The 25,970-nt window shown below is 45.9% G+C and carries 21 protein-coding genes; 11 read left to right on the forward strand and 10 right to left on the reverse strand.

Annotation, left to right across the window (positions count from 1 at the left end):
* The first annotated feature begins 162 nt into the window (after window positions 1–162).
* The 3 genes from AKL11_RS23465 to AKL11_RS23480 all read left to right on the forward strand — a co-directional run bounded on the left by AKL11_RS23465 (window position 163) and on the right by AKL11_RS23480 (window position 4,414).
* Window positions 163–2,259 carry a RecQ family ATP-dependent DNA helicase gene (locus tag AKL11_RS23465; protein WP_067522682.1) on the forward strand — a complete coding sequence of 699 codons (2,097 nt, stop codon included), beginning with the start codon at window positions 163–165 and terminating at the stop codon, window positions 2,257–2,259.
* Window positions 2,252–3,880: a DNA-processing protein DprA gene (locus AKL11_RS23470; protein ID WP_067522633.1), complete on the forward strand. Its 1,629-nt coding sequence runs from the start codon at window positions 2,252–2,254 to the stop codon at window positions 3,878–3,880. The genes AKL11_RS23465 and AKL11_RS23470 overlap by 8 nt, the downstream gene beginning before the upstream one ends.
* A 351-nt stretch (window positions 3,881–4,231) precedes the next feature.
* Window positions 4,232–4,414: a hypothetical protein gene (locus AKL11_RS23480; RefSeq protein WP_067522638.1), complete on the forward strand. Its 183-nt coding sequence runs from the start codon at window positions 4,232–4,234 to the stop codon at window positions 4,412–4,414.
* A 454-nt stretch (window positions 4,415–4,868) separates the two neighbouring features.
* On the opposite strand, the gene AKL11_RS25425 is transcribed toward AKL11_RS23480, so the two are convergent.
* From AKL11_RS25425 to istA, 3 genes are all read right to left on the reverse strand, one after another.
* Window positions 4,869–5,123, reverse strand: coding sequence for a hypothetical protein (locus tag AKL11_RS25425; RefSeq protein ID WP_157673740.1), 255 nt, complete (start codon window positions 5,121–5,123; stop codon window positions 4,869–4,871).
* An 89-nt stretch (window positions 5,124–5,212) separates the two neighbouring features.
* Complete coding sequence (gene istB, locus AKL11_RS23495; protein WP_067522644.1) at window positions 5,213–5,968, reverse strand: IS21-like element helper ATPase IstB; 756 nt, start codon at window positions 5,966–5,968, stop codon at window positions 5,213–5,215.
* 34 nt (window positions 5,969–6,002) lie between these two features.
* Window positions 6,003–7,541 carry an IS21 family transposase gene (gene istA / locus AKL11_RS23500; RefSeq protein WP_095210652.1) on the reverse strand — a complete coding sequence of 513 codons (1,539 nt, stop codon included), beginning with the start codon at window positions 7,539–7,541 and terminating at the stop codon, window positions 6,003–6,005.
* A 388-nt stretch (window positions 7,542–7,929) separates the two neighbouring features.
* Between istA and AKL11_RS23510 the strand changes: the two genes are divergently transcribed.
* Window positions 7,930–8,601, forward strand: a complete 672-nt coding sequence (locus tag AKL11_RS23510) for an HI_0787 family protein (RefSeq protein ID WP_067522649.1) — start codon at window positions 7,930–7,932, stop codon at window positions 8,599–8,601.
* 7 nt (window positions 8,602–8,608) lie between these two features.
* Window positions 8,609–8,929, forward strand: a complete 321-nt coding sequence (locus AKL11_RS23515) for a hypothetical protein (RefSeq protein WP_067522652.1) — start codon at window positions 8,609–8,611, stop codon at window positions 8,927–8,929.
* Window positions 8,930–9,484: 555 nt separating this feature from the next.
* Here the strand turns inward: AKL11_RS23515 and AKL11_RS23525 are convergent.
* From AKL11_RS23525 to AKL11_RS23535, 3 genes are read right to left on the reverse strand one after another with little or no spacing between them, the layout of a single operon-like run.
* Window positions 9,485–10,528, reverse strand: a complete 1,044-nt coding sequence (locus tag AKL11_RS23525; protein WP_067522656.1) for a hypothetical protein — start codon at window positions 10,526–10,528, stop codon at window positions 9,485–9,487.
* Window positions 10,528–12,075 (reverse strand): IMCp domain-containing protein, encoded by a 1,548-nt coding sequence (locus tag AKL11_RS23530; protein ID WP_067522658.1) that lies wholly within the window; start codon window positions 12,073–12,075, stop codon window positions 10,528–10,530. Before AKL11_RS23530 ends, AKL11_RS23525 begins: the two co-directional genes overlap by 1 nt.
* Window positions 12,075–13,046, reverse strand: a complete 972-nt coding sequence (locus AKL11_RS23535) for a hypothetical protein (protein WP_067522661.1) — start codon at window positions 13,044–13,046, stop codon at window positions 12,075–12,077. The genes AKL11_RS23530 and AKL11_RS23535 overlap by 1 nt, the downstream gene beginning before the upstream one ends.
* Window positions 13,047–13,369: 323 nt before the next feature.
* On the opposite strand from AKL11_RS23535, the gene AKL11_RS26105 reads away from it, so the two are divergent.
* From AKL11_RS26105 to AKL11_RS23550, 3 genes are all read left to right on the forward strand, one after another.
* Complete coding sequence (locus AKL11_RS26105; RefSeq protein ID WP_157673741.1) at window positions 13,370–15,757, forward strand: McrB family protein; 2,388 nt, start codon at window positions 13,370–13,372, stop codon at window positions 15,755–15,757.
* Window positions 15,758–15,764: 7 nt separating this feature from the next.
* A complete protein-coding gene (locus tag AKL11_RS23545) occupies window positions 15,765–17,069 on the forward strand; it encodes an McrC family protein (protein ID WP_067522666.1) in 1,305 nt (434 codons plus the stop codon).
* 117 nt (window positions 17,070–17,186) lie between these two features.
* Window positions 17,187–18,413: a PcfJ domain-containing protein gene (locus AKL11_RS23550; RefSeq protein WP_067522669.1), complete on the forward strand. Its 1,227-nt coding sequence runs from the start codon at window positions 17,187–17,189 to the stop codon at window positions 18,411–18,413.
* 193 nt (window positions 18,414–18,606) lie between these two features.
* Here the strand turns inward: AKL11_RS23550 and AKL11_RS23555 are convergent, their stop codons facing one another.
* Together AKL11_RS23555 and AKL11_RS23560 are read right to left on the reverse strand one after the other, a co-directional pair.
* Window positions 18,607–20,439 carry a hypothetical protein gene (locus tag AKL11_RS23555; RefSeq protein WP_067522671.1) on the reverse strand — a complete coding sequence of 611 codons (1,833 nt, stop codon included), beginning with the start codon at window positions 20,437–20,439 and terminating at the stop codon, window positions 18,607–18,609.
* A 9-nt stretch (window positions 20,440–20,448) separates the two neighbouring features.
* Window positions 20,449–22,950: an ATP-binding protein gene (locus tag AKL11_RS23560; protein ID WP_067522673.1), complete on the reverse strand. Its 2,502-nt coding sequence runs from the start codon at window positions 22,948–22,950 to the stop codon at window positions 20,449–20,451.
* 314 nt (window positions 22,951–23,264) lie between these two features.
* Between AKL11_RS23560 and AKL11_RS23565 the strand changes: the two genes are divergently transcribed.
* Together AKL11_RS23565 and AKL11_RS25430 are read left to right on the forward strand one after the other, a co-directional pair.
* A complete protein-coding gene (locus AKL11_RS23565; protein ID WP_095210653.1) occupies window positions 23,265–23,816 on the forward strand; it encodes a M15 family metallopeptidase in 552 nt (183 codons plus the stop codon).
* Between the two features lie 255 nt (window positions 23,817–24,071).
* The gene (locus AKL11_RS25430; protein ID WP_157673709.1) at window positions 24,072–24,344 is read left to right on the forward strand and encodes a hypothetical protein; all 273 of its coding nucleotides are present in this window, start codon (window positions 24,072–24,074) and stop codon (window positions 24,342–24,344) included.
* A gap of 47 nt (window positions 24,345–24,391) precedes the next feature.
* Here the strand turns inward: AKL11_RS25430 and AKL11_RS23575 are convergent, their stop codons facing one another.
* Both AKL11_RS23575 and AKL11_RS23580 read right to left on the reverse strand, forming a co-directional pair.
* Complete coding sequence (locus tag AKL11_RS23575) at window positions 24,392–24,841, reverse strand: YehS family protein (protein ID WP_281180480.1); 450 nt, start codon at window positions 24,839–24,841, stop codon at window positions 24,392–24,394.
* Between the two features lie 20 nt (window positions 24,842–24,861).
* Window positions 24,862–25,164 carry a DUF6172 family protein gene (locus AKL11_RS23580; protein ID WP_067522677.1) on the reverse strand — a complete coding sequence of 101 codons (303 nt, stop codon included), beginning with the start codon at window positions 25,162–25,164 and terminating at the stop codon, window positions 24,862–24,864.
* A gap of 253 nt (window positions 25,165–25,417) precedes the next feature.
* On the opposite strand from AKL11_RS23580, the gene AKL11_RS25435 reads away from it, so the two are divergent.
* Window positions 25,418–25,627, forward strand: coding sequence for a hypothetical protein (locus AKL11_RS25435; RefSeq protein WP_157673708.1), 210 nt, complete (start codon window positions 25,418–25,420; stop codon window positions 25,625–25,627).
* The last annotated feature ends 343 nt before the right edge of the window (window positions 25,628–25,970 follow it).

Consider the following 25,970-nt stretch of genomic DNA (forward strand, 5'->3'; position numbering starts at 1 on the left):
TTAGCCGACAGACTCCATACCAAGACGTCTCTTGACGAGGAGGAAGAGGTGCTCAGAAAACCGGTTAAGCCAAAACCAAAATAAAACCGATGGTTTCAAGTGAGTTTTGGTTTACATTACTTTTTATCACCTTCACATCTCATATTAATCTATCAAATTTTCATGAAAGAAATAGCAATCAGTCTTCTCAAGCAAATGACGCAAAACCAAGCTGCTGTGTTCCACCAGCATCAGTGGGAAGCGATTGATGAGTTGGTTACACGCCAGAGCCAGCTATTGGTGGTACAAAGGACAGGCTGGGGTAAAAGTGCAGTCTATTTTATCGCGACCAAACTCAGACGTATGCAGGGTTATGGGCCGACGATCATTATTTCTCCATTGTTGTCGTTAATCCGGAACCAGATTGATTCGGCTGCCAAACTGGGATTGACCGTTGTTTCCTATAACTCGTCCATGGATAACAATGAAAAAAAAGCTGCTGAGAAAATAATTGTGGCTCAGCAGGTTGATGCTGTAATTATTGCACCGGAACAGCTGGGTCAAACCTATTTTGCCGAAAGTATTCTCAGCACCATTAGCAACAATATCGGGCTTTTCGTTGTCGATGAAGCTCACTGTATTTCAGACTGGGGGCATGACTTCAGGCCGGACTATGGAAGAATAGTCCGTGTTTTGAGAAATATGCCACAGAACATGCCCGTTCTGGCCACCACCGCTACCGCCAATAATCGTGTGGTTGCAGATATACAGAGTCAGCTTGGAGAGCAATTACAAATCATCCGAGGTCCGCTAACACGGGAAGCGCTGCAGTTACAGAATATCCATTTATCCTGTAAATCCGAGCGGTTAGCCTGGTTGGCTAAACACCTTCCAAGGATTGAAGGATGCGGCATTATTTATGCCAAGACGACCAAGGATTGTGAGGTTGTTGCCGGCTTTTTACAGTCACAAGGCATTGATGCGCGTGCCTACCACAGCAATATTGATAGCACTGATGAGAAAGTGCATCTGGAGCAGGCGCTTATTAATAATCAGATTAAAGCGCTTGTTGCCACATCCGCTTTAGGTATGGGCTTTGACAAACCTGATTTGAGCTTTGTCATTCACTATCAGGCTCCGGGCAATGTTGTCGAGTATTACCAACAGGTTGGTCGTGCCGGACGAGGCATTCCCCACGCCATCGGTATTCTGATGATAGGAGATGATGACCAGCGGATTCAGCAATATTTCATTGATAATGCGTTCCCCAAAGAGAGCCAGATAAAACGGCTATTAACTGTCATCGAAGAATATGACGGCATTAAAGTTAGCCAACTTGAGCCTCACGTAAACTTCTCAAAAGGTAAGATTGAGGCCATTGTGAAGTTCTTGGCTATAGAAAACCCCTCTCCTATTCTCAAAGACGGTTCGGAATATCATAGGACTCAATTTGATTACCATTTACCACAGGAGAAAATTGAGCGCCTGAACACGATAAAGGCAGCCGAGTGGAGCAGGCTTATTGAATACCATCATTCTGATCGGTGCTTGATGCAATTTTTAGGGCTTGAACTGAACGATGAGCAGATTATTCAGTGTGGTAAATGTGCAAACTGTCGTCCAGACAAACAGTTAGCCAGTGATTTTGATCAAGATCTGGTCATTCAGGCTAATGATTTTCTGCGTCATCGCTATATCAAGATTAAAGCTCGAGCGACTTTTGCTAGCTCCGGCGATAATGCCAGACAGGCTTTTGCCAATTATAAACTTCCTTATCGTGATAATAACCTCAAATGTGAAGAAGGCTATGCTCTTTCCTCCTGGAAAGATGGTGGCTGGGGCGATCTGGTAGCCCAGGGTAAAAGTGCAGGGCAATTCAGTGATGAACTGATCGCCCCGATGGTCAAAATGATTAACAGTATGACGTATGCGGAACGTCCGACATGGATTACTTATATCCCATCACCACGGCACCCAAATCTGGTCAGAGATTTTGCCTATAAACTTGCAGCGGCTCTTGCGGTTCCGTGTAAAGATGCCATTTGTGTGAACGAGATCAGACCTCAACAGAAAACCATGGAGAACAGTTTTCATCAGAGTAAAAACCTGGATGGTGCGTTCGGAATAAATACTGGTAATATATACAGCAATCCAGTTTGGTTAATTGATGATGCTGTTGATTCAAAATGGACATTTACCATTGCGGGCGCTTTACTCCGCAGGCATGGTGTAAAGCAGGTGATTCCCGTTGCGTTAACGAGTACGGCTAACAATGGATAACGTAGATAGTTTGATCAGCGAGCATACCAAAGCAGTCCTACTGCTCACTGCATATTTCAACGCTAACGAAAGTCGTGATGTTAAGCCATTAACAGAAAATGGCTATGGATACTTTGCCCGCTGGCTAAATTTTCATGACTATAAACCTGTCGACTTACTCGACCAGGCAAGATTTGCTGAGATTTGTATTCGATGGGAGCAGTCTGAATCACACCTACCTGTTAAGAAGCAGGTTATGCTCAGATCGTTAGACAGAACTATCGCAGATATTACCGTGCCACGGCTACAGTCTCTGCTAAACCGCGGAGCAAGTATGAGCATGGCTCTCGATAAGTGGAGTGCTGCAGGCATATGGATTCTGGATCGTAGCCATGATTTATACCCAGGCACGATAAAGAAAAAACTCAAAGACAAAGCTCCTGCAATTCTCTTTGGTGTTGGCAACCCGGCACTCTTGGCTCAAAATTCTGTTGGGTTTGTTGGTTCAAGAGATTGCCAGCAAAATGATCTCGATGCGACAAATCACTATGTACAACAGATCAACGACGCTGGTTTTCAAGTTGTGTCCGGTGCCGCCAAAGGTATTGATAGCCATGCTATGCTGGCATCCATGAACAACGGAAATTCAGCTGTTGGCATTGTTGCGGATAGCCTTTTTAAGAACAGTGCAAGCAGCCAGTGGCGTAACCACCTTAAAAACGGAAAGTTAGCCCTTATCAGCCCTTTCTTCCCGGAAAGTCGCTTCAGCCCGGCCAATGCAATGCAGAGAAACAAATATATCTACCTGTTGTCTCAGGCAACGGTGGTCGTTTGTTCATCGGTCAGCGGTCAAGGTAAAAAAAGCGGAACTTGGGAAGGGGCGATAGAAAACCTGAAAAATGACTGGGTTCCCCTGCTGGTATCAGACCATAAGCACCCCAACCATGCAGGTAATCAGTCTCTCCTTAACGGAGGTATTCCGAAACTGCAAAGTGTTGCCCAACCAATCACCTTAAGCGATACCGCAGGCTCGATATCTGCTCTTATCAGCGGGGATTATTCTAACCACATTGCCAGTAGCGCCACTGCTGAAAAAACAAATGTGCAGCAGGTTAATTTGTTTGAAAACACTGGAGGTGAAGCATCCGCGCAGCAAAGCGTACTGGATATCGCTAGTCAGGATGAACCATTGTTTCAAGAGCATACGTCTGAAACAGCTGATACTAAATCAGATATTCAAATGGACTTCATTACAGATACTCATGAAGAGAGTTCTGACCACACTATTGAAGGTAATGTTCATGATCAAAACTCTCTGACCTCAGAGCAGAAAAACTTACTCGCCATGTCGCTTATTGGTAGTTTCTATAAGCAGCTTGAGTCTATTTATAAACAGCATATAGAGCAAACGGGACAGGTTTACATTGAGTTTTCCCTGATTGAGCAAAACTTCCCTGAATTCAAGTTCATTGGCAAAAGCGCTCTTGATAAATTACTGAAAGAGCTTGTTGAACATAAGCTGTTAGCTCGCCCCAGCCCCAGAAAAAAGCAGTTTTGCTTTCCTGATAACGCTGCCTTTTTAGCCAGGCAGAGCACGTCCGGAAAACAAGAGTCACAAACAGAAATTCACTCAAACAAGTAGCTTTTCCTGAAGCCGAATCTGATCTGAAGGAATCCTACATGCCGTTGGATTTCCCAGTTAGATCAGATTCAGCTCATATTATGAGCATCCAAGTCCCTAACTCATATCCGTCTTTTGAGTAACGTCTATGCACAACCATCATGAATACAAACCCTGTATTCAGCCACTTGTCGATCGCTGTATCTCCATTTCAGAAAAATTTGGCAGCACTCCTCTTGTTAGTTCCGATGATGTTACTGAAACATCGTATTCTGAAGCACTAAAACTCCCTGATAATGGCATCGCCAAAGCTCGGGGTTTACGAAATTTCAGAGTTGGTTATAGCGCGAAAAGAAAAAAAACATCCGCATCATGATTCAGGCAAGGCGGGATAGTCACCTTCACAAGATTCTGGAGCAGATACCTTTTTTTGGTCAGTCTCATGATAAACAGATCACCAAGGCATCCTATGTATTTTGGTCATGGTTTGGTGAAGACAATGCAGATACTGCGATTAGCGTTCTGGAAGATATTGCCAACCTCATTGAAATTTGAGGTTAAACCATACGCAATACTAGATTTTTCTTGCTTTTCAAAAAAATGGATTTATTCAAAGCTAAGCTTCTGAAATACTCAATACAGGAAGTTGAACTTTCGTCAGAGTCAGTGCTGAGCAACTGCGCATTGTGCTATGATTCTGACGATAACTTGAAGCCCTTAAAATATATTCCTCGTTGTCAAGGAATCCCTTACCCCCAAAAGCTCAGATACACGAGTGTTCCGATATCCTGTGGCCAACAGGATGTAGAACCTTCCAAAACCATCAATTATTGCATTGACGTTAGTATGTTTAGTAAAATTTCCATAGCAGCTGACCAAACCTCCCAAGAAAAAAAACCTCTAAGAAAGAAAAGTTTGAAGTTCAGACTGAAGATAATTTCGAGAAGCGCATTATACCTATCCAATTTAAAAAGAGAGGACTCCAATGCTTAAACAGCAGCCCAGAGAGTCAGGTGCACAATGCAAAACTAACCAACAGAGCCCCGGTGATAGCAGTCAAGCAACAAATCATTGATGATGAAACAAGGAAAGTCGCAGAAGAAGCAAGAGCCCGGGCAAAAGCCAAAAAGAAATTACGCTCAAAAAAGCGAAGCGCTGTAAGCACTGTCAAAATCACACTTATTTCAAAAAAAGGGGTGCTAGTAAAAGGCATTCTCAATTGTTTGCGCATTCCGGAGCATTCGGCCACCCATTCCATAAACATCCGGCCACCTATTCCGGGATTATCCGGCCACCGATTCCGGTAACATTCGGCCACCCCCATCGGAGCGCAGCGACGCATCGCTTTGCAGCTTAGGACGTAGGTTCGGACTTCGCCAGTTTTGCCTGTTTCTTTCGCAGTGATTCACCCTTCAGGGGRACGCGGTGAGCGTTATGAATCAGCCGGTCCAGAATCGCGTCTGCCAGTGTCGGATCTCCAATCAATTCATGCCAATGATCAACCGGCATTTGACTGGTAATCARGGTGCTCTTGAGGTTATGCCGGTCTTCAACCAACTCCAGTAGATCGCGCCTCTGGCTTTCACTCAGCGGTGCCAGTCCCCAGTCATCAAGAAGGAGCAGGTCAGTCTTGGCCATGGCAGCCATCAGCTTTAGATAGCGACCATCAGCGCGGGCAAGGCTAAGATCCTGAAGCAGTCTTGGCAGCCTCACATAATGGACGGTGTAACCATCACGACAGGCTTCCTGTGCCAGGGCGCAGGCGAGCCAGGTTTTCCCGACGCCTGTTGGGCCGGTGATGATGACGTTTTGATGATCCTTTATCCAGCCACTGCCCAGTAACTGCTGGAACGGCTCTCGTTGAAGACCTCGAGGATGGCGGAAGTCAATATCTTCCATGCAGGCATTCTGCCGTAGTCGTGCATTTTTAAGCCGGGTTTTTAGGCGACGATTGTCACGGGTAGTAATTTCCCGATCAACCATCAAACCGAGGCGCTCATCAAACGACAATTGATCTATATCTGCACTGCTTAACTGTTCATTCAATGCTTCATGCATGCCTGACAGTTTCAGTGTTTGCAGCTTTTCTAATGTTGGATTTAATAACATGGTTCTGGTTCCTTTCTCTATTATTCATGATGGTTTAGTGGAAGTAGTCAGAACCACGCAGGTTCTCATGGTGTTCAGGTAATGGGGGCTCCGGCTCAAGCTGCGGTAATGGCTGTTGATCCAGGTTGTGCTTCAGGATTGATTCGAGACTGCGGTATGAGCAAGCATCCGTAAAAAGTGCACGACGGCAGGCGTTTTCTAGTCGTACGTCACCATAGCTTTTCCCCAACCTCATGATGCCAAGGCAGCTTCGATAACCCTGTTGCGGATAACGACGGTCGGAAAGGATTCGTCGAACCACTGCTTCCGTCTCAGGTCCGGTTTTAGCAGCCCAGCTCTGGAGTCGTTCCGGTGTCCACTGGGCATGCTGTTTGTGCTTTTCTGGCATGTGATCAGATTGGGTACTGTAGCGACCTTTCTGATACAAACGCTGATGACTGGCAACCCGTTGTCCCTGGTGGAAGCATTCAACCGTATTCTGGGTGAAGCGAACGGAGAGTTGTTTTTTTGCCAGCTGATAAGGCACGGAGTAAAAATGACCATCCACTGAGACGTGGTAGTCAATGTGCACACGAGCTTCTTTCCATTCAGCGTATTGGTAGCGTTCGATCGGTAAAGGCTTGAGTGCCGGTTTGTCCAGTGACTCAAATAATGAACGACGACTACCTTGTAGCTTTTGAAACGGCTTGCTGTTCAGCTTATCCAGTAAGCCCCGGATCGCCTTGTTCAGTGCTGACAGGGTGAAGAATGTCTGATGACGCAGTCCCGCCAGTATCCAGCGTTCAACCACCTGCACAGCAGACTCAACCTTGGCCTTGTCTTGAGGCTTTCTTACCCGAGCAGGAACGACAGCTACCTGATAGTGTTCAGCCAGATCCTGGTAGGTCGGGTTGATCACCGGTTCATACCGATGGGGCGTTTTTACGCCGGACTTCAGGTTGTCGGGCACCAGTGTGTTGGGAATGCCTCCCAAAAACTCAAAGGCCCGGATATGTGAGCCGATCCAGTCGGGAAGTGACTGACTCCGGGTGGCCTCGGCATAGGTGTAACTGGAGGCACCCAGTGTGGCGATAAAAATCTGTACCTGTCGCGCTTCACCGGTGAACTGATCAACGACAGTCATCGTCTGACCAGCATAATCAATAAAGAGTTTGTCCCCGGCAACATGGTTTTGTCGCATGACCACATCGACCTGGTTCCTCCATGACCGGTATTGGTCACTGAACCAGCTGTACTGATAACCATCGGGATGACAGCTTTTATACTCCTGCCAAAGTAACATCAGGGTGGTGTTAGGATGGTGAAGCTCTTGATGGATTTGACTCCAGTCAGGTGTCGCTTGTTGGCTTCGGTTATCCGATGACTTGGCGGGGAACAGCTGTTGTTCCAGAACTTTCTCATCCAGAGTATCTGGCAGTGGCCAGGACAGCTCAGAAACAGAAAACCGGGCCAGATAATCTTTAACGGTTGAGCGGGAAATATTGCAGCTCCGGGCAATCTTTCGCTCACTGAGGTTGTGCTCAAATTTGAGCCTGATTACTTCACGAATTTTGCGCATTGGCAGTCTCTTCATGATGCTATCCCTTCATCCTTGATTGGGTCTCAAGAACGAGGGTAACGGTTATTGAAATAGACTGCGCCGCTGGCTTGGAAGGGGGTGGCCGAATGTACCGGAATCAGTGGCCGGATGTTACCGGAATGGGTGGCCGAATGTTTCCGGAATCAGTGGCCGAATGCCTCCGGAATCAATGGCCGAATGCCTCCGGAATACCCAATTGTTCCAGCTGTTCCATAAAATCAGAGAATTTGAAGCAATTCAAAGAAAGCTCCAAAGGAGAGGTTCTTCTCTGTCCCAAGTGTGAGAACCGAATCAGAAAGGAGTCGTTCGGTACATCCTATGTTGATGCCATGGTTTTCAGAAGCCAAGGTTCCTATGGTTCAAAAAACTGAAATTTCAATTTATGCAATTACAACCAATAATCAGCACTAACTTCCACTCTATTTCAAAGAAATACACCAATAATGAAGGAGAAAACATCGATAAAAGCCTACAGAAACTGTTTGCCAGCTTAAATGACGAAGAAAACAGATACGAAGTATCCATCAAAGTGGCAGCTCTGAACCAAATCTACTCTACCGCTATCCGATACATTGACCCAGTCGTATCAAAAATAGTAGAGCACATCGATAATAACCATGACAATTTCAGCACTGATCAGTATGCCGAACTGGTGGACGACATAGCAAAAGTATCATGGGTGAGTAGTACTTCAGGCAAAGAACACAAACGACACAATCTCTCATTCTGCTCAAAATATGTTCACTTCCTGAGTGAATACAAAGTACCAATTTATGATAGCTATATATGGATACTGATTATTGGCTACCTGAAGCAAGCTGGCTACAAAAGTCTAAGCTTTGCATCACCAGTCAGTTACGCTGCTTTCTTTGAAACGTTTCTGACATTCAAAAAAACATTCAATCTAGAGAAACACAGCAACTATTCTATCGACAAATACCTATGGGTATATGGCAAACAACTTATTACCGATATTTCAAAATCCCAGAAAGTCGATCTGGCAAAAGCCAAATCAATTCTTCAAAACCAAATAATTTCAGCCACCAGAGATTAGAACAGTGATGAATACTAACACCTCCAATGAATCACTCAAAAAGCTTCAGAAAAATTTCCATAGCGTCATCATGGAGCGTGTTGGCGATCTTATAAACCAGAATGCCATCGAACTCCCCACCCTTGAAATGATTGCCGCGTCCGACGATACCGAAGCTTGGTTTCCGGTAAACGGTATGTATGGCGGTTTCAAATACTGGATTGAAAGAAATGATAATTGCGAGATCCAGCTAATCAGTGAAAGCTGGTGTCGGGTGATGGGCGGTTCAGGTCAGCGACACCACATTACTGTTGAGGGTTATGAACTGGTTGATGAAGGCTTTGTTTAACTTATCTAACCCAAACCATACATGATTCTCTGACAACAATTTCACTGCTACCAGAATTTTTATTCTGGTTAATATGAGCCTATTTAGGAAAAAAGAGTATGGCCCAAGCTAAATGCTTTGAATGCGACAATTGTGAACGTGAAATCACTGCCTGGTCGGACAATGACGCTTATTATCTGAATGATGAAGGCAAAAAGGTCTATGCTTACCATCCCAACATGGATGAGCTTGAAAAGTGCACAGATTATGAGTCGTATTGCCTATGCTTGGACTGCGGAAGAAAATTCAAAACCGACTCGGCTAAACCGAAAACAAAGTGCACAAAATGCAAGTCCACAAACTTTGTAGATCCCTACGATCTGGATGAAAAGCCATGCCCTTATTGCAATGAGGGCGTTTTTAGAGAAGACCAGTCATTCTTCAGAATTTCGTAACCTATATACTTCTGCTGAATACGTAACGATCTGTTCTGGCAAGCAAGCAAACTAAAAGCCTGCCTGCCAGATGAATCGAATCATGACGTATCTCATTACTATTTTTTCTAAGAGCGCCTTTTTAATTCGGATCCCCCAACAGCTCCGGCACTTCCACGCCACTTTCAGATATAGTCGGCGCACCATCAATGGTCACTCCATCGCAGGAAACGTAAACCTTACCGTTGCGGCGGATCTGAGTGCATTCTGGTGGAATGACCTCTTTCTCAACCTCTACTTCCTTGATGACTTCCTCAATCACCTCTTTCTCAACGATCACTTCTTCAACCACCTCTTTTATTAGCGGCTCTTCTACTGACCAACGCCACATGCGATGAGCAATGGCAGCAAGGATCAGCAGTAATAAAATCGCGAACAGTATCATCAGAAAAGTGTGAAAGATTCGTTTACCCTTCTGACGTCGAGCTTCTGAGACTTCCCTTCTCTTATCAACTTTCAGTTGATGTTCTCGCTCTCGGTTTTTGATCCGTTGAGATTCCTGGTCCAGTCGAACCTGCTGTGTTTCTAAATTCTGAAGTTCTATCTGATTTCGCAAGTCTTGTGTTTTGGCTTCTTCCGCCAAAATCGCTCTCTCAGATTGATATTTTGCCTGCTGCTTCTTGGTTTCTATATCAATATCCGTGCTATCACGAGCAGCCTTATTTTTACGTTGGCTATTGAGGAGCTCTGTTTCAGCGTTAAGGAGCTGCTTGTTCCTCTCGGCTTCGATGCGCCCTTGCTCGACTTCCCAGTTACTCTTGATCTCTTCACGGGCATTATGTTCTTTCAAGTGCGCTTCCAGCTCTTCCGGCGACATATCTTCAGTGCCTTCGAACGGATCCACTTCAGGGATTTCTACATTTTGCCTACGATAGTTGAACGGCTGAATATCAGCACTGGTAACAGGCTGCTTCTGCGTTACAAACTCCGCATCCTTTTCTTCTGCCTGTTGATGGCTACCTGAAAGTTCGTTAGAAGCAGTGCCATGGTCAATACCTTCAACCCGTCGTTCACCATCATTACTATCAGGCCGAACATTCTCTGCCACATTTTCAGAGTCTGCTATCTCTTCACGAATACGTTTCTGACCATAGCGCTGCATAACGGAAAGATCGATCGTACGCATTATTGAACCACAGTCATTTTAGGTTCATTTTTAGTCACCTCATTCAGTGCCGGCAGGCCTGCTAGAAGCTCTTCGAGTTCTTTTGCGCTGATTCCTTCTGGTACAGGAATGATTCGTTCATGGATAACCACTTGTGGCTCGGTGATGAAGACTGGCTCAGATACTTTCTTAACACGGTCAACATAAACCGGTACTTCTTTTTCAACCTGAACAATCCGCTCAACTTCGACTTTAACTTCCTTTTCAATAATGACTTCAACCGGCTTTTCCACCAGTTTTTCAACTTCAATTTCGATTTCAACTTCTTTAATCACTTCGATATTGCGGGTCTTCTGGCGACGGTTCGCCCACACGCGCAGATACTTTAACAACTTGCCACGGTTGGTCGTGTCGTAATTGATTTTATCCATGGCCTTCTTGTGAGCCAGAATGCGTTTTTCCTTCGCTATCGCACTGCGAATTTTACGATTTTCTTTCTGAGCCAGTTCTTTTTCAACGGCAATCTCAGCTTTAATTTCGGCTTTGCGTAACGCTCCTGCTAGACGCACCTTCTTCTTCGCTTCCCTGATTTCACGGTTAGCTGTAGAACCCAGGCTGGAATATAAGTTCAGCAATAAATAAACCGGATAGATTATAAAGCTGATGAAACCGATGAAAATTGAAAATGGATCATCCGGCTTTTGGAAACCAAAAAGCTCATACACACCAATCACAATGTCTTCATACGTCTGCTTTTTCACAGAAAATGAACTCTCTGACTGGGCATGGAGGTTAATGCTGTCACGATTCTGTTTCGAGAGTTCGCGTTTATCTTTGTTCAAATCCGTTAGTTCAGCTTCAATAGCTGACATCTGACTCTGCTTTTCTGCCACTGAACTGTAAAGCAAGTCAATTTGTCGCTGAATATTGTTAGATTGTCGTTGATAGTCCGCTACCGCTGCTGAACAGTCAGGGTTTTCATCACAAACAGCGGTTGTCATTCGACGATCAGACATTTTGCCAGAAATCGAGCTCGCTTCTGCCTGTAATTCGTTGATTCGACTGTTTTCCTGTATCCGCTCCTCCCGAGCAGCATTTAACGCTGATTGGGCTACAACTATCTGTTCATCAATTGACTTAAGTAACACGTCATTATTGGCATACTGTGTTTTCGCCGTCTGGAACTGTTCCAGATCATCATAGGCACTGTTTTTCAGGTAACTATTAATGCCCGTAAAACATAGAACCCAAAACCCTATCACTACAGGGACAACTGAAATCTTCAAGACCCGGCTCATAGAAGGCAGGTTCTTGATAACACTCGTCGTCCAGACCAGTACTGCAAACTCTGCCAGACCTATCAGAAAACCAAATGGCGTAATACCGAACAAACTATTGCTTTCATTAAACAGCTCTTTATAACCCATCACGTTGAATACCACGATGGACAGAGCCATGCCTTTCAGCAGAAAGTCCATGGCATGCACTTCGAGGTACCTTGCCACTCTTTGATAAGTGATCGGATTATTGCTGCTGTCATTTTCTGGTGTAATTAATGCTGTAGACATCAGTACTTCTCAATCTTCATGTGCTTTGTTGCGGTTTCTGTTGTCAGCACCAACATGTCATCACGTCCGTAGTTCTTCATAAAATCATCATATAAAGCCGGATCACCTTGAACGTATTTCCAGTAAGGTTGGTAATCCTGATAAACCTGTTCGATCAGTTCAGGCGTGTCTGGTTCACTTGGAATGTAGGGTCGATGAAAACCTACTTCCGCACCTGTCTGCATACGTTTTTCAACACCGGCTGCATAAATCATTGCGCAGCTGGAATAACACCTCATGTGTTGATCCAGATCTGTCGTCCATTGGTTCTCTCGCACAAACTGGCCAATCTGAATACCTTCCGCCAGCATTCCTCCCGGGCTGTGCATCATTAAGCGATCAAGTTTGATGCCCTTTTCTGCAAAGTGCGCCACGTAGCGAATGAACTTTTTGTAAGCACCATCGGTGATAGCGCCTTCCGAATATAGATAGTTACCCTTTTTATCCTGCCCAAGCATAAACACCAGATTGTCCGAAGTTTGCAGCGGGTGCTGAAACTTCTCCGGTGCCAGAAAATTGGGATTAAATTTCAATACCGGCATAGGCGGTAATTGAAACTCCTCAAACTTTACAGGTTCAGGAGGCTCGGTCTTTTCAGGCGTTAACGTATTCTGAGGTTCAGGCTCTCCCGTTGGTGCCTCTGGTTCTACTGTCTGTTTACCCGGCTGTTCTCGCTTAGGCTTATGCGGCTGCCTCGGCTCTGGCTTTTCTTTTTTTGGCTGCGGTCTTTGTTCCGGGTTTGTATTGTTATTCTCGGTCGGTTCCTTTTTAGGCAAGCCATCCTCACTCCCTTGCTCACTTTCCTCTGTTTGCAAGGTATCCTTCAACGTGTTTAACAGTTTTTCATGAGCTTCTTTGAGGCCATAGCCTGTAGAGCACCCGGATAACAAGACGGCACACGCCAAAACACAAAAGATGTTGCTTTTTTTCATTGAGTGAATAACCAAAATCTATGCTCTGAAACACTGAGAAATGCGATCAAAGAGCACCAACTTATTTAAGGTTGGAGAAACCTAAGTCAACAGGTAAGGGCAATTGATGTAATGTGCTGCTACCAATAACGCACGTAAATAGGCTGTAAATAATATCTGTAGTTAAGAATTGTAAACATGAGTATTTACACTTCTTCAATAAAGGATAGATATCCCTACTCTCCCTATGATTTTAACGGATAACAACCAAACGTCTTTTTCATTATATTCCCTGCCTTTATCTATTTGCCTGAGCTACATCAACGATAATGAGCGCATATCTTTTGACATGGAATCCGACCCTGTTCATTTTCGGGGAAGATGAGTCCTGTAATATTGGCGAAGAAATCACTTGGTCGTGTAATAGCCAACAGCCGAAAATAGATGACACGGTATATCTGATTCGTGTCGGTCAAGAGCCACGAGGCATTGTGGCCAGAGGAGTCGTCACTCAGGAGAGCTTTGACGAATCGGATTTTCGCGATCTTGCACAACAAAAACGCAAAATTCGCTTTCGTTTTACTGACGTCAGGATGGATCAATCTGAAGGGTCACTTCCTCTTTTAGTGCTACAGCATGCATTTCCCGAGCAACAATGGAGCCCTCAGTCTTCTGGGATAGCGATTAAACCGGATTATGAAACTGAACTGTCCCAGCTATGGACAGCCAACAAAGGCAAGCACAGCCTCGATATTGCTCTGCGCTGGTGCTACGACAACAAAGACAGCAATGATGCCTGGTTTCAGAAATACCGAGCTACCTGCGAAAGAGCTCAACATCTACATGCCTCCGGTGAGGTTTTGGACGACGACCTGCGCTTACTTTGGCACAGCAGAGAGAAAGAGCATCCGATTGCCAGCGTTCGCTCCAACGGGCTCTCCGGTAGTGAGGTGGAAAAAAACAGAAGCCTATTGAAAGAACTGACCCTCGACATTCTTCGCGACCCTTCTCCTGCAAAATACGACACGGTTTGCAGGCAATGGGAGAGCTGGAAAGAGCAAGGGTTGTTCGCTGCCGTTTATCGGGCACAAATAAACCGATTTTTTGCCGCTGCCAACCCAACTGATTTTATCTGTGCCGCCGATAATAAGTTTCCTGAAAAATTTGGCAAACAGCTCACACAAGCCTTTCATATCCCCTTGGACGTTAAGGGAAGCTGGGGGCAAGCCAGCAAAAATATCATTGACGAGGTTACTCCATTAATCGCTGAAGACTGGAACCCTCTGAAACGGAATATCGCCTTTTGGAATCTCTACCAGAAAACCAAAAAGATAACAGACGATGAGCTTGAAGTTGCCGCTCCGGAGAATACTATGACAACGGAAACACCTATCGGAACGAACACCATTCTTTACGGCCCACCCGGCACCGGCAAAACCTACTGCGTGATTGAAAGAGCGGTTAAAGCCGCAAAACCAGAACTTCACGATTGCACCGATCGGGAAATACTGAAAGCAGAGTATGACATTTTACTTAGCGCCAAACGCATCCGCTTTGTTACGTTTCATCAAAGCTTCAGCTATGAAGAGTTTATTGAAGGATTGCAGGCCAAATCGGATGATGGCCAGATCAGTTACGATGTGAAGCCTGGTATTTTTAAACAAATCTGCAACGATGCAGAGCGCGGCACAACGACAGCAGGCTCTCCTCTTGCTATGGCGATTGAACAATTCAAATTGCAGTTAGAGCTAGAGAATCGGATGACCCTAACCACCAAAAAAGGCAACTCTTTTGGTGTTGAATTTCATGGTAACACGACATTCCGTGCTTTCCCTGAGGGCACAACCAACGAGAACCTGGGCAAAGGCTATCCAGTATCCATCGAGCATATCTGGAATGAGTATCAGGGGATTAATCAGGAGAGGATCTACAACCCATCCTATGTCAAAGCCATATTGCACCATTTGATTGAGACTTATGATGTACCCGCCTTCGATGCCGTGACAGCCTCAGCACCCGAGCCATTTGTACTGGTCATTGATGAAATCAACCGTGGCAACATCTCTAAAATTTTCGGAGAGCTGATCACTCTGATTGAACCGTCGAAACGTGCCGGCCAAAAAGAAGCGCTCTCAGTACAGCTTCCCTATTCCGGCGAGACCTTCTCGGTGCCGTCCAATCTGCATATCATCGGCACCATGAACACGGCAGACCGTTCACTGGCTACTATGGATACAGCGTTGCGTCGTCGTTTTGATTATATTGAAATGATGCCGGATTACACACCATTGAACGGCATGGTCGTTAAAGGCATCAACATAGCCGACATACTGCGAACATTGAATGATCGTATTGAATACCTTTACGACCGCGAACACTCTCTCGGCCATGCGTTCTTTATGCCAATCGCTCACAAAGAAAGTGATAACGACAAGTTCGATGAGCTGGCATCCATCTTTAAAAAGAAAATCCTGCCTCTACTGCAGGAATACTTCTTTGAAGACTGGGAAAAAATTTGTCTGATACTGGGCGACAACCAGAAGACCGATACACAGCTTCAGTTTGTGACACAGCAAGCGTTCAATACTCAACAGCTCTTTGGCGCATCCTACGCAGCCGACCAATACGCAGATGACCGGAAGGTCTTCGTCATTAATGACCATGCTTTCTCTACACCAGAAGCGTATCTGCAAATAACCACTGGCAGCAGCCCGACATCTGATAACCAGTGAGTACCCAATGAACAACACCATTTCGATTTTTGAATATGATTTTCTCAGTACCCGAATCGAAAACGAGCGTTGTCGTAAAATCAGCAGAGCGGCCTTTGATTATCTCGAAACGCTCTGCCTGGAAGGGACCGATCAATTCGGTTCCCTTCTCCGACTCAATCGTTACCACGGTCATCGGGCGCTGCAAGTCAGAAATTATGCCGGTGTAATAGCAACACCGGATGGCCTGCATATTGAGATATTGCCAAAGACCGGTCGAAGCAATAATGCAGATGATCAGCAGTCTGCAAGAGCATCACTGCTGAACATGTTGCGCTCCATCGGCCACTTTCGTCATATCCAACTGCAGAATGCCCAGATCGCCTGTCAAAACATGCCACTTCTGGAGATATTTATTGGCCAGTTCCTGGAAAGCGTGAATCACTTGATCAAGCGTGGTCTTCGTTCCGATTATGTGCGCACAGAAGACAACCTGTACTTTATGAAAGGCAAACTGCAGGTTGCACAACAACTGAAGCATAACCTGATTAACCAGCATCGATTTTATGTGGCTTACGATGAATACCAACTTGATCGCCCAGCGAACCGGCTGATTCACTCTGCCCTGAACAAAGTATTGAAACTCAGCCGAAGTCAGCACAACCAAAAACTGTGTCGTGAGTTATTGCAACCCTTCTCTGACGTGCCCCTGAGCCAGAATATTCAACAGGATTTTTCCAGAATACAGCGCAATCGGGGTATGGATCATTATCAAAGCCCACTATCATGGAGCAAATTGATACTGGAAGGCATGTCACCTCTGTCGTCAGCAGGAAAGACCCATGCCTTCTCATTACTTTTCCCCATGGAAGCAGTATTTGAAACCTATGTTGCCCGTGTACTGAGAACACAACTACAACCGCCTCTCAAACTTAAAGAACAAGCGAGCTCCAAAGCGTTGGTGAACTTCAATGGCGCTCCTTGGTTTCGACTGAAGCCGGACTTACTGATTGAACGGAACAAAAAACCCTTTGTGGTACTGGACACCAAATGGAAAGTGATCGCCAGCAGCAAAGGCAATAGCGCGGAAAAGTTTGGCTTGTCTCAGGGGGACTTCTACCAGATGTTCGCTTATGGGCAGAAGTATCTGGGCGGTTCAGGGGATATGATTTTGATCTACCCGCAATCTGCAGAGTTTCAGGTACCGATAGAATCAGCCTTTGAGTTCAGTGAAGATCTACGGCTATGGGTTGTGCCCTTTATTATTGATGCCATAGTACAAGACGTTGAACGTTTAATGTTGCCTGAAGAAATTGCCAGTCTGATAGGCTAACTCGTTGGTAGTAATACTGATATATTGACTGATCAAGATTTGACACAACTTAACCATCCAAAGGACTCGCGCACATTTGCCAAAGAAGTAGATGACGCTTATGGAGAGCAACCCTGAATGCTGGCAACTAATTCACAGCACGCAAGCAATGCCAATAACACGCCTCAAACGATTCATTGGAATAAAGCAGAGAACAGGCTGGAAATTGATTGGACAGAGACCCTTGGCTATCCCTGCCGACTTGTCGTTTATGGCTGGGAGCAAGGTTTGGAATGGCATACTGAATTGTCAGATGACATACATCAACCAGTTCTATTTGCAGAGCCTGGTATTAATCTGATTAATCCGACAAGCAGCCCTGCAATACGACAGTGGCAGTCAACCATTCCCGAAGATCTGATTACAATCCTGCAACCATTCCGGCTCTGGAGTTTTTCGCTACTGCAGATGGCTAACCAATGGCAGGAAATGAGTGACCTGCTTCGCTCAAATCCGATTTTAATCTGGCTGGCAAGGGAGTATATGGATACCCATAAACTGTCTAATGGTCAGTTCCGTGAAATGCTCAATCTAAAGCAACACCAGATCTTAGGAGCCATGGGGTTAGCTGCCACTAAATCCTCTGTGCGAGCAGTCAAGCGTATTCAGCTGGAAAGCTACATACCATCAATGTCTGAGCTGGTAAGACAACTTTGGCGACAGCCATCCCTTGTCACTCATCTTCGTCATCAACAGAAAATTGACCGCCCATTGATGCGTTTACTTCAACGCCTGCCTTGGATAGCGGGTCGTCCATTGGCCAATACTCTTGATGCAATAGACTGTCACTGGCAATACGAAGAACTGATTCAGCTGGTAACCGATACTTGCCGAATGTCTGGTAACAATCCTGATACCCAGGAAAGACTGGCCGGTGCCAGAAGCTTTAACGCCGTTGAAAATATCCATAACCGGGTAGTTGATGAATACAACGACGGTAGACATCATGGTCCGGGACAGTTTACAGCACTGCTGGACGAGCATGGAGAACCTCTGCCCTTTCCGAAACCACCTCATCCTGGCACCTCTGAGATTAAACCAATCCTCACCCCAGCAGATCTGGCTGATGAGGGAGACCTTATGAGGCATTGCGTTGCCAGTTATACACGACGGATTCAAGAAGGCGAGTATTTCGTCTACCACATGGATCACCCACAACCGCTCACTATTGGTGTAAAGGTCAGGAATGGCGCAGTGACAGGATATGACCAAATTAAAGGTATTAGAAATCACAGTGCCGAAAAGGAAGCGAACGATATTGTGATGTCATGGATCAAAAACCTGCTTAATGCCCGTGAATTCTAGAGGTAATCACCCCGGCAGGCGGTCTTACTATATTTGATAATTCTGACCGCCAGTCAGACTATTCTGCTTAAAACTCATGCCAGCGCATAACCGCTGGCCATAGCACCAACTAATTCACCACTGTTTTCGACATCGAAAATAGATTTGATAACCTGCTCAGAAGCTTCTCAAGTCTTACCCACATATTCTGGCATTATCGAAACGCATCGCTGGTTTTCGACGTCGAAAATAGGCTCAACAATCTACTCAATAACATCTCAAGACTTCTTCCGCCTGACTGCTCTGATACATCCAATGCCAATGACTGCGCACCCAGCACCGGCATTTGTGCATGGGTTCCATACACATCATAGGGGGCGGCATGAAAATCCAGAAATTCATCTTCAAAATCGGCATACAGAATGATCATCGCTTTCACCAGACTGCCGTCGCCCGCGCTGGATGCAGCACGATCAATACCGTGAACATACTTCATCGTACACTCCGCCAGGTAATGCTTGAATGCCTGATCCCGAGTCGTGTACTTGGCATCCATAACAATTAACCCAAGGGTTTGACCATGCTGTTTGACTTCTATGGTGATATCCGGAGATCGTCGTGAAAATTCATAATCCCTGACACGGCCTAACCAGTTGTTTTTTGCCTCGTACACTGAGCGGTTTTCTGTATTAACCAGATGCCCTGCCCTGGAATTCCCGACCATCCAAAAAATCGGTTCATAAGACAACGTCAGCTCAAACCCATTAAGCCATGTACGCCATTGTGAATGCCCGACCGTCTCCAGTGTTTCTGCCTGCTCATTTTGTGAAAACCATCGTCGTACTCGAAGTAATGAGTAGTATTCAAAAAGATCTGGCATGGAGTTAATGGCGAGAAAGCACTGCTTTGCCGTGTTATCGAAACCGTTACTCTGATACCAATCGGTGATCATTCGAAAGAGTGTCAGATAATCTCGATGACCACGCACTTTTGCGGTAATACGGGGCAGCGAACGATCACCTTCCCGAACAGGCAGTTTTTGTAAAAACTGCTGTCGTATAAATATTATACGACGCTGGCATTCTCTGATGACTTCCAGTTGCTGAAGGTTGATTTGATGAATCCAGGCTTCCATACAGGCAAAAAAACTGACATAGCCTTCATGGAAGTTTCTCAGTTGACTCAGCTCTGCTGGCGCATAATCTTCCAGCAGGCTTTGAGTACAGACCAGCAAGTTGTCCAGATAACCCAGCAATACCCTGTTTTCATAGATATCCGTATGCTCCCGCACCACTGGAGACAGTACTTCCGACGCAAAATAACAACGTTCATCAACCATCAGGTGTGCCTGATTTTTATCGTCTACTTCTTCCAGAACCGACAGATTTTCCATCAACCAGGATACGCCCTGATCACTCTGAATCTCTGCCTGCGAGCCACTGCTCAGTGACATTTCCGACGACAACGCCCGCAAAGGTCGAGCAAGAATATGAGGTGAAATTTCTTCCAGTACTCTGGTATGTTCCTGTAATCGCTCCACCACCTGATTCAATTGATCTCCAGTATTGGCGGCTGCACTTTGAAAGCGGGTTGCACTGGTTGCTTCTGCTAGGTCGCTTTCCGTCTCATCAAGGATGAAGTTCACCATTGTCTCAGCCTGGTGAGCGGTTCGAGCTCTGGCCAGCACTTCGAGCGGACCGCTTTCTAAACGTTCCACTTCATCGGCACTTTGGATTTCCAGAGTAAACCTTGCCACCCCAAAGAAATTAAACAACAACGCCTCTCGAAGGCCATTCTCTCGATATGCTGGAAACAACTCAAACTCCCGGGACTCGCTGTGACGACCCTGGGTAAACGATAATGTCCGCTCACCAAGGGAGAGCGACACTGATTCACAGTCACGATCGACTCTGGCAAAAAAGGCCAGCGCCTCCGTTTCCAGAACGTAGGGCATTGATGCTGGTGCAATCACACCCTGAACGCTCAACGGCAGGGAGAAACGTAATCCCTGCCTAATGCCGTTTAGTACTTCAATCTCCAGCTCCATGGCGGCCTCTTAATAGAATGAATACGTGCCGGCATAGTTGTCGCCATTGGCCATTATGTCGTCTATCAACAGAGTGGTTCTGGTCAAACTATTCTGCATGGCATGTTCACGGAGTTTGTCCAAACGCTTCAGAAATTGTTTTCCATGCCCGTTAATCAGTGGAATCCCGTGCTGGGAAAGGGCAAAGTCGGCAGCATCTTTTCTATCCAGATACCGGCAGGCCACCTCGTAATAGGCGAGCATAGCATTACGTTTGCGCTGACTGATCAGAACAGGATTGCCCTGTGTACGATCACGAGCTTCAAGAATGTCATAGCAGCCAGACAGCACCGGCGGTGCATCTACCGCCAGCTCTTGAGGTAAGCCAAAATACTGATCCAGCTGCGGGAATGGTATTGCACCATCCAACACCAGCGAGCCAAACTCTCGAGCCGTGGGCATGTGAGGAATATCCATGGAGATTACCGGCACACGGTCGCACAATCTTGGTGATAAAGGCTCTGTCGTATGATCATTATTGATCGTGGCGATAAACCGCAGGTTGGCAGAGGCTGACAGAAATCGATCATCACCGGGCATGCCGGTATCCATCTGACGAAAACGACACTCTGTATCGCACATAGCCAGAAAATCTGACCAATAATGCTCCATCGGACTGAGGTTCGCTTCATCCAGCAGCACCAGCCGAAGTAGCTGCGCTGCCTGCTCTTCCTGCCCCTGGCGCAGGAACTGATAGAGTCCACTTTTAGCCGGCTGATAACTGCCTTTTAGGCTATTGTAAAAACCAAGAAGATCGCGCCCGGAAACCCATCCACGACTCACTGGAATATTCAGAAAGTGATCGCTGACACTGTCGCTTTCTCTTAAATGATAAGCCTGCGCCAAACGTATCGCCGTTGAGGTCTTGCCGGAACCAGGCAATCCCTTAAACACCGTCAGGAATGACTGCTGCACTGTAATCAGCAGGTTTGCCATCTCCTCAAAAGAAAACGCTCTGCCTTTATGGTCAAAAGCGTCGACCATCGACTGGACGATCTGAGCACCATTATCCGGCGACACAGACATCATTTTCACCGGGAGCGGTTTTGCCTTTTTTACTTCAACCTCGTAGGAATTCCCCTGCAACAAATCGAGAATCGTCTTAACTTCCGTCAACTCTCTGGGTAAATCTGGACTTTTTAGCTTCGCCTCCCGAGCCTTAACAATATCCTCCAACTCTCTTTCCCGGCGCTGAAGAAAGTTCACCTCGCCTTTCAGCTCTTGAATATCATCCACGACTTTCAGCTTATCCAGAGCCATTGCCGTTTGCTGGTCAATGGATTCAAGCGCCTGCTTCTTCTCTTCAATATTGCTTTCCAGGGATTGCAGTAGCCGGTTCCGCTCTTCCTGCACCTCGTGAATATTTTTGGTTCGAATTTCTTCAATCATCTGTTGTGCCTTTGCCTTTTCCCGGGCAATGGCAGTGTCTATCTCCTGCTCTTTTCTTTGCTTTCTGGACTGCAGATCTCGAATTTCAATTTCAAGCTGTTCTTTTTTTGCATTCAAATCCGGCAAATAGTTGCTGGCAATGCCCGGATTGTCAGCCAGGTAGGCGGTCAAGAAAGACTTACCTTCAGCACTTTTCAGGTACTCGTCAATAATCTCTTCACCCACACTGCTACCCACCAGGTACTTATCAAGCACCTTCTTGAGTCGAGATGTACGCTCACTGTTACCTAACAGCTTTTCTTTTTTCTGATAGTCATTGATTACGGCTTTAAAACTCTCCGACATCTTCCGGCTGATCATCGGCGAGCTCTTGCCCATCTTGCCTTTAGCAAAGAAAGTGATCAGTTGAGTATCGGAGATGTAATCCAGCTCTTTCCACTCTCCCTTGAGTTGCTGACTGAATTGACTGATGGATGAAACAAATCCATCGTAAGCCACCTGTTTCATGGCTGGATCCGGTGTCAGATAGACCTCTTTCTCCTGAGCGCCGTAGATATCCACCTTGGCAACAAAATGGTTAGAGATACTCAAACCAACATGACTGTAGGGCGTACAGATCACCTCATTGTCCACATAATCTGCAGTGAATGGACCGTAGATAGAAGCGCTATGACGTATAAAAAACGGTCCTTTTGGGAAGCTGCGATTCAGATTAAGATGCCCGGAGCTAATATCTGGCAATCCGGCATCGATCACTGGCAACATCTGGTTTACATCCATCGGGCGAACGGCAGTGGACGTAGACCAGTGATCATGGTGATCCTGAGTGTAGCCAATCTCATCTTTACTCTGGGGGCTGTAGTTATCGAGAATGAACAGCTCCCCCTCCCTGAATTTCTGATCAATCTCCTCATAGCCTTTACTGATCCATATCCCTCCAGTGGGGAACTGGTAATGGTCAGGCCTGCTGATCGTTCCATCCAACGTATTTTTGGTAAATACAATTCTAACGACGCCTTTATCCGGGCTGCCCAGGGCGGCATCTTTAATAACGAACAATTCAGGTTTATGTGTGTCGTACATGGGACTATCTCTGGCACAGGACCTTCTGCCGGACGGACATAAACTGTCTTCCGGGCTCAGGCACTCAGAACGGGGAATTTTGGTGCGCGGATTTTATTATCAACCGGAGAAATGGAGATAGTCGTTTCTTTACTTAATAGCATTACCCATGCCATGGAATGAGCTTGAGGAAGACAACGATGTACAAAATAGAAAATCGGTCGTGAGTGATCACCGACGCAGTCATAGAATATGATTTCAATCCGTAAGAAAAACTGCTAATAAGATCTTTTTTTCCAGACCACCCCAATACACAGATACCTTTATCTCAGTCAATGAATAAATCCCTTAACGCACCTACCCTGCTGGTTATTTGTTTTTCATTTTTTGTTGCCGGAGTTGTCTTGCTCCACACCTTGTACCCAAGAACATCAAAGTACTTCTTTTATAAGAGTGTCGCAGTCATTGCTCCCCTTATCTTCTCGTGCGAGGGATATACCGATAACACCTATGGCATCCACCCATTGCTGTTCAAGAAGATCGAGCAGGTAAAAGTGGAGCTGAGAGAAAAAGGAATTGATATCCGAGTGACACAAGGTCACCGGGATCTTGTTCAGCAAAATCTACTGTATGAACAAGGCAGAAGCACCAGCGGGCCGGTTGTGACCAATGCCAAACCCGGACTTTCTTATCACAATTATGGCTGGGCTGTAGACGTCGTCGTTTATAAAAATGGCAAGCCACACTGGGATAGTCGTCATTGGGCTTACATTGGAGAGRTCGGTAAATCCRAAGGTTTGATTTGGGGCGGCGACTGGAAAGGCTTTCCAGACCGACCRCACTTCCAATTAAAAGTGACAGATATTTTACCGTGGAGTGCGAGCTAAATGATGCGCCGCGCACTGATTATAATCYTAYTGCTGACGGTTRCAGTTCTGGTTTATGCGTTWTTCCTACCCCTTAAAATGGTCATCAATTCTATCATGCCCRGCGACATGCTGAGCCGTAGCATTATGGCTGATATCCGKTCAGAYCTTGCTGYACAGCCRGATTTTGTCAACAAACTGAAACTGCATAAAGGTCAGTCTAAACGCTACCTGCACCGTACAYCGCTSACTGCCTTCACTACCTTTGATCTCGGGATGTACGATGTATACGCCACCTACATAAATGAAGATCAGGAATGGGTGGTTCGTATGGGAATCTGGCCTGACAAAAATGCAGAACATTTTTTCCCGCAACAGATTGGTGGCATATCGGGTGCGGTGCTGGGGTTTGCTTTACGACAGTTGAACAATGTTATTGATGCGGGATTGCTGCAACCCATGCTTTACCATGTCACTGATAWGGAAGAGACCAGTTTTGTCAGYGATTCTTATGAGGCAGTGCCCCGGTTGATTCCAGYGGAGCAGTAACTTTAGAAGCATGTGCGAAACTTGCCTCATTTTATGAAATATTCGAGCTAGGATTTATCTTTTCTGTAGTGCTTTTCCATTCCATCAAGAATATTACGGAGCAGTTGATCTAAGCATTCTCGATAGTTTTTATGATCAGGGCGTCGAAACAGGGCACTCAACTCATGTTTACTTAAAGCGAAATCGTTCAGCTTAAGCATCGAAAGCAAGTCGTCGGCCTGTAAGTTTAGAGCGATTTTCAACTTCCTCAGCACCATGTTATTGCTCAGAATACGCTCAGGTTCAGGTATATCATCACTCTTAGAGCCTCTGTTCTTTATGATCAGGCCATTTAGAAAGCGAGCAAGTTTTTCATCTTCACACAAGATAAAACCAGGYTCTCCTTCGCGGGCCAACCAAGTCAATAACTCAGGCTTACTTCCTTCATATCCACCYTGCTTAAATATAGACAGCATTAGCGGATCGCTTAAATCAAAAATATAACGCACCCGGCGCAAAATATCGTTGTTGTTGATAACTAGTCCTCCTGAGCAGGCAGTTTTTCAACCGCTACCATGGCTTTCGCTGTAACTTCTACATAAATGGTCATTATGTTGTTTGCAACAAGCTCATCGATGCCTTTCGTTAGCAATGAAACATGCACCTCGGCTGCGGTCTCTTCAGATTGTCCAAGTTTACAATCGAAACCCCAATATTGAGTACCGGAAGGCAGGGATTTCAGGCGTTCTTTTTTGAGGAACTTTTTGATGTCATGCTTTATTGAGTCGACGATACGAGGCGCTTTGATTTTAGGGTGTTCTAATGTAAAGGTCTTTTTCATTGGGATACTACCAAGGTGGGCAATTATTTCGCCGGGGAGTCTTTAACGGCCCGCAGTATAATGTTTATACAAAGATTCTACTATGAATTTAGGGCTGAGCTACTGAATGAGGCTCTCACTATCACGAACTCAGCACTAAGAGTGCGGTATGGTTCGTTATCCCAAAGAACTCAACGCATCAAGTCGCGGGGCGCGATCGGTAATGACGGATCCGACGACCAAAAAAAATGCCGTCCGATGATTACTGCATCGTATGCTGGACGCGTTAATCACAGCGTCCTGCTTATCTGATCAAAGTGACTTCCACTGTGCGATTCAAAAAGCGGGCACGCCGGTGATTGCCGTGGGTCGTATTTTGAACCCTGTCTATTCCGCCGCCGTACCAGCGAAGACTGTGATGGTTATGTCCGTTAGCCCAAGAGTGGATAAAATAAGCAATGTAAGAGGTTGTCGTAGGTTTTAAATAGCACGTCTGTCGCTCGAAAACTGGTGTCAGACGAAAACTGGAAAACTGGTGTTTGGAAAACTGGTGTCAAAACTGGTGTCATATATGGTCCGCCCCGCGATGCAAGGAAAAGTTTCACCATGACTTTAAAGAGTAATGCTTCCATATATCCGGCCTTTGGGGTGAGGTCTCAATGCCTCTGGCCCTGATGGAATCCGCTCACTCCCGCCTCATCAGGTCTTCGGCCTCTACGGGCCCTGACCCCAGTCAGGTTCAAGGGAGTGCAGGTCTTACCTTTTATGCCATCATTTGAACTTTATCCACGCAACTCGTTGCAGGCTTCTTACACTGATTAACCGCT

This window comes from Endozoicomonas ascidiicola, from assembly GCF_001646945.1.
In the GTDB taxonomy this organism is placed as follows: domain Bacteria; phylum Pseudomonadota; class Gammaproteobacteria; order Pseudomonadales; family Endozoicomonadaceae; genus Endozoicomonas; species Endozoicomonas ascidiicola.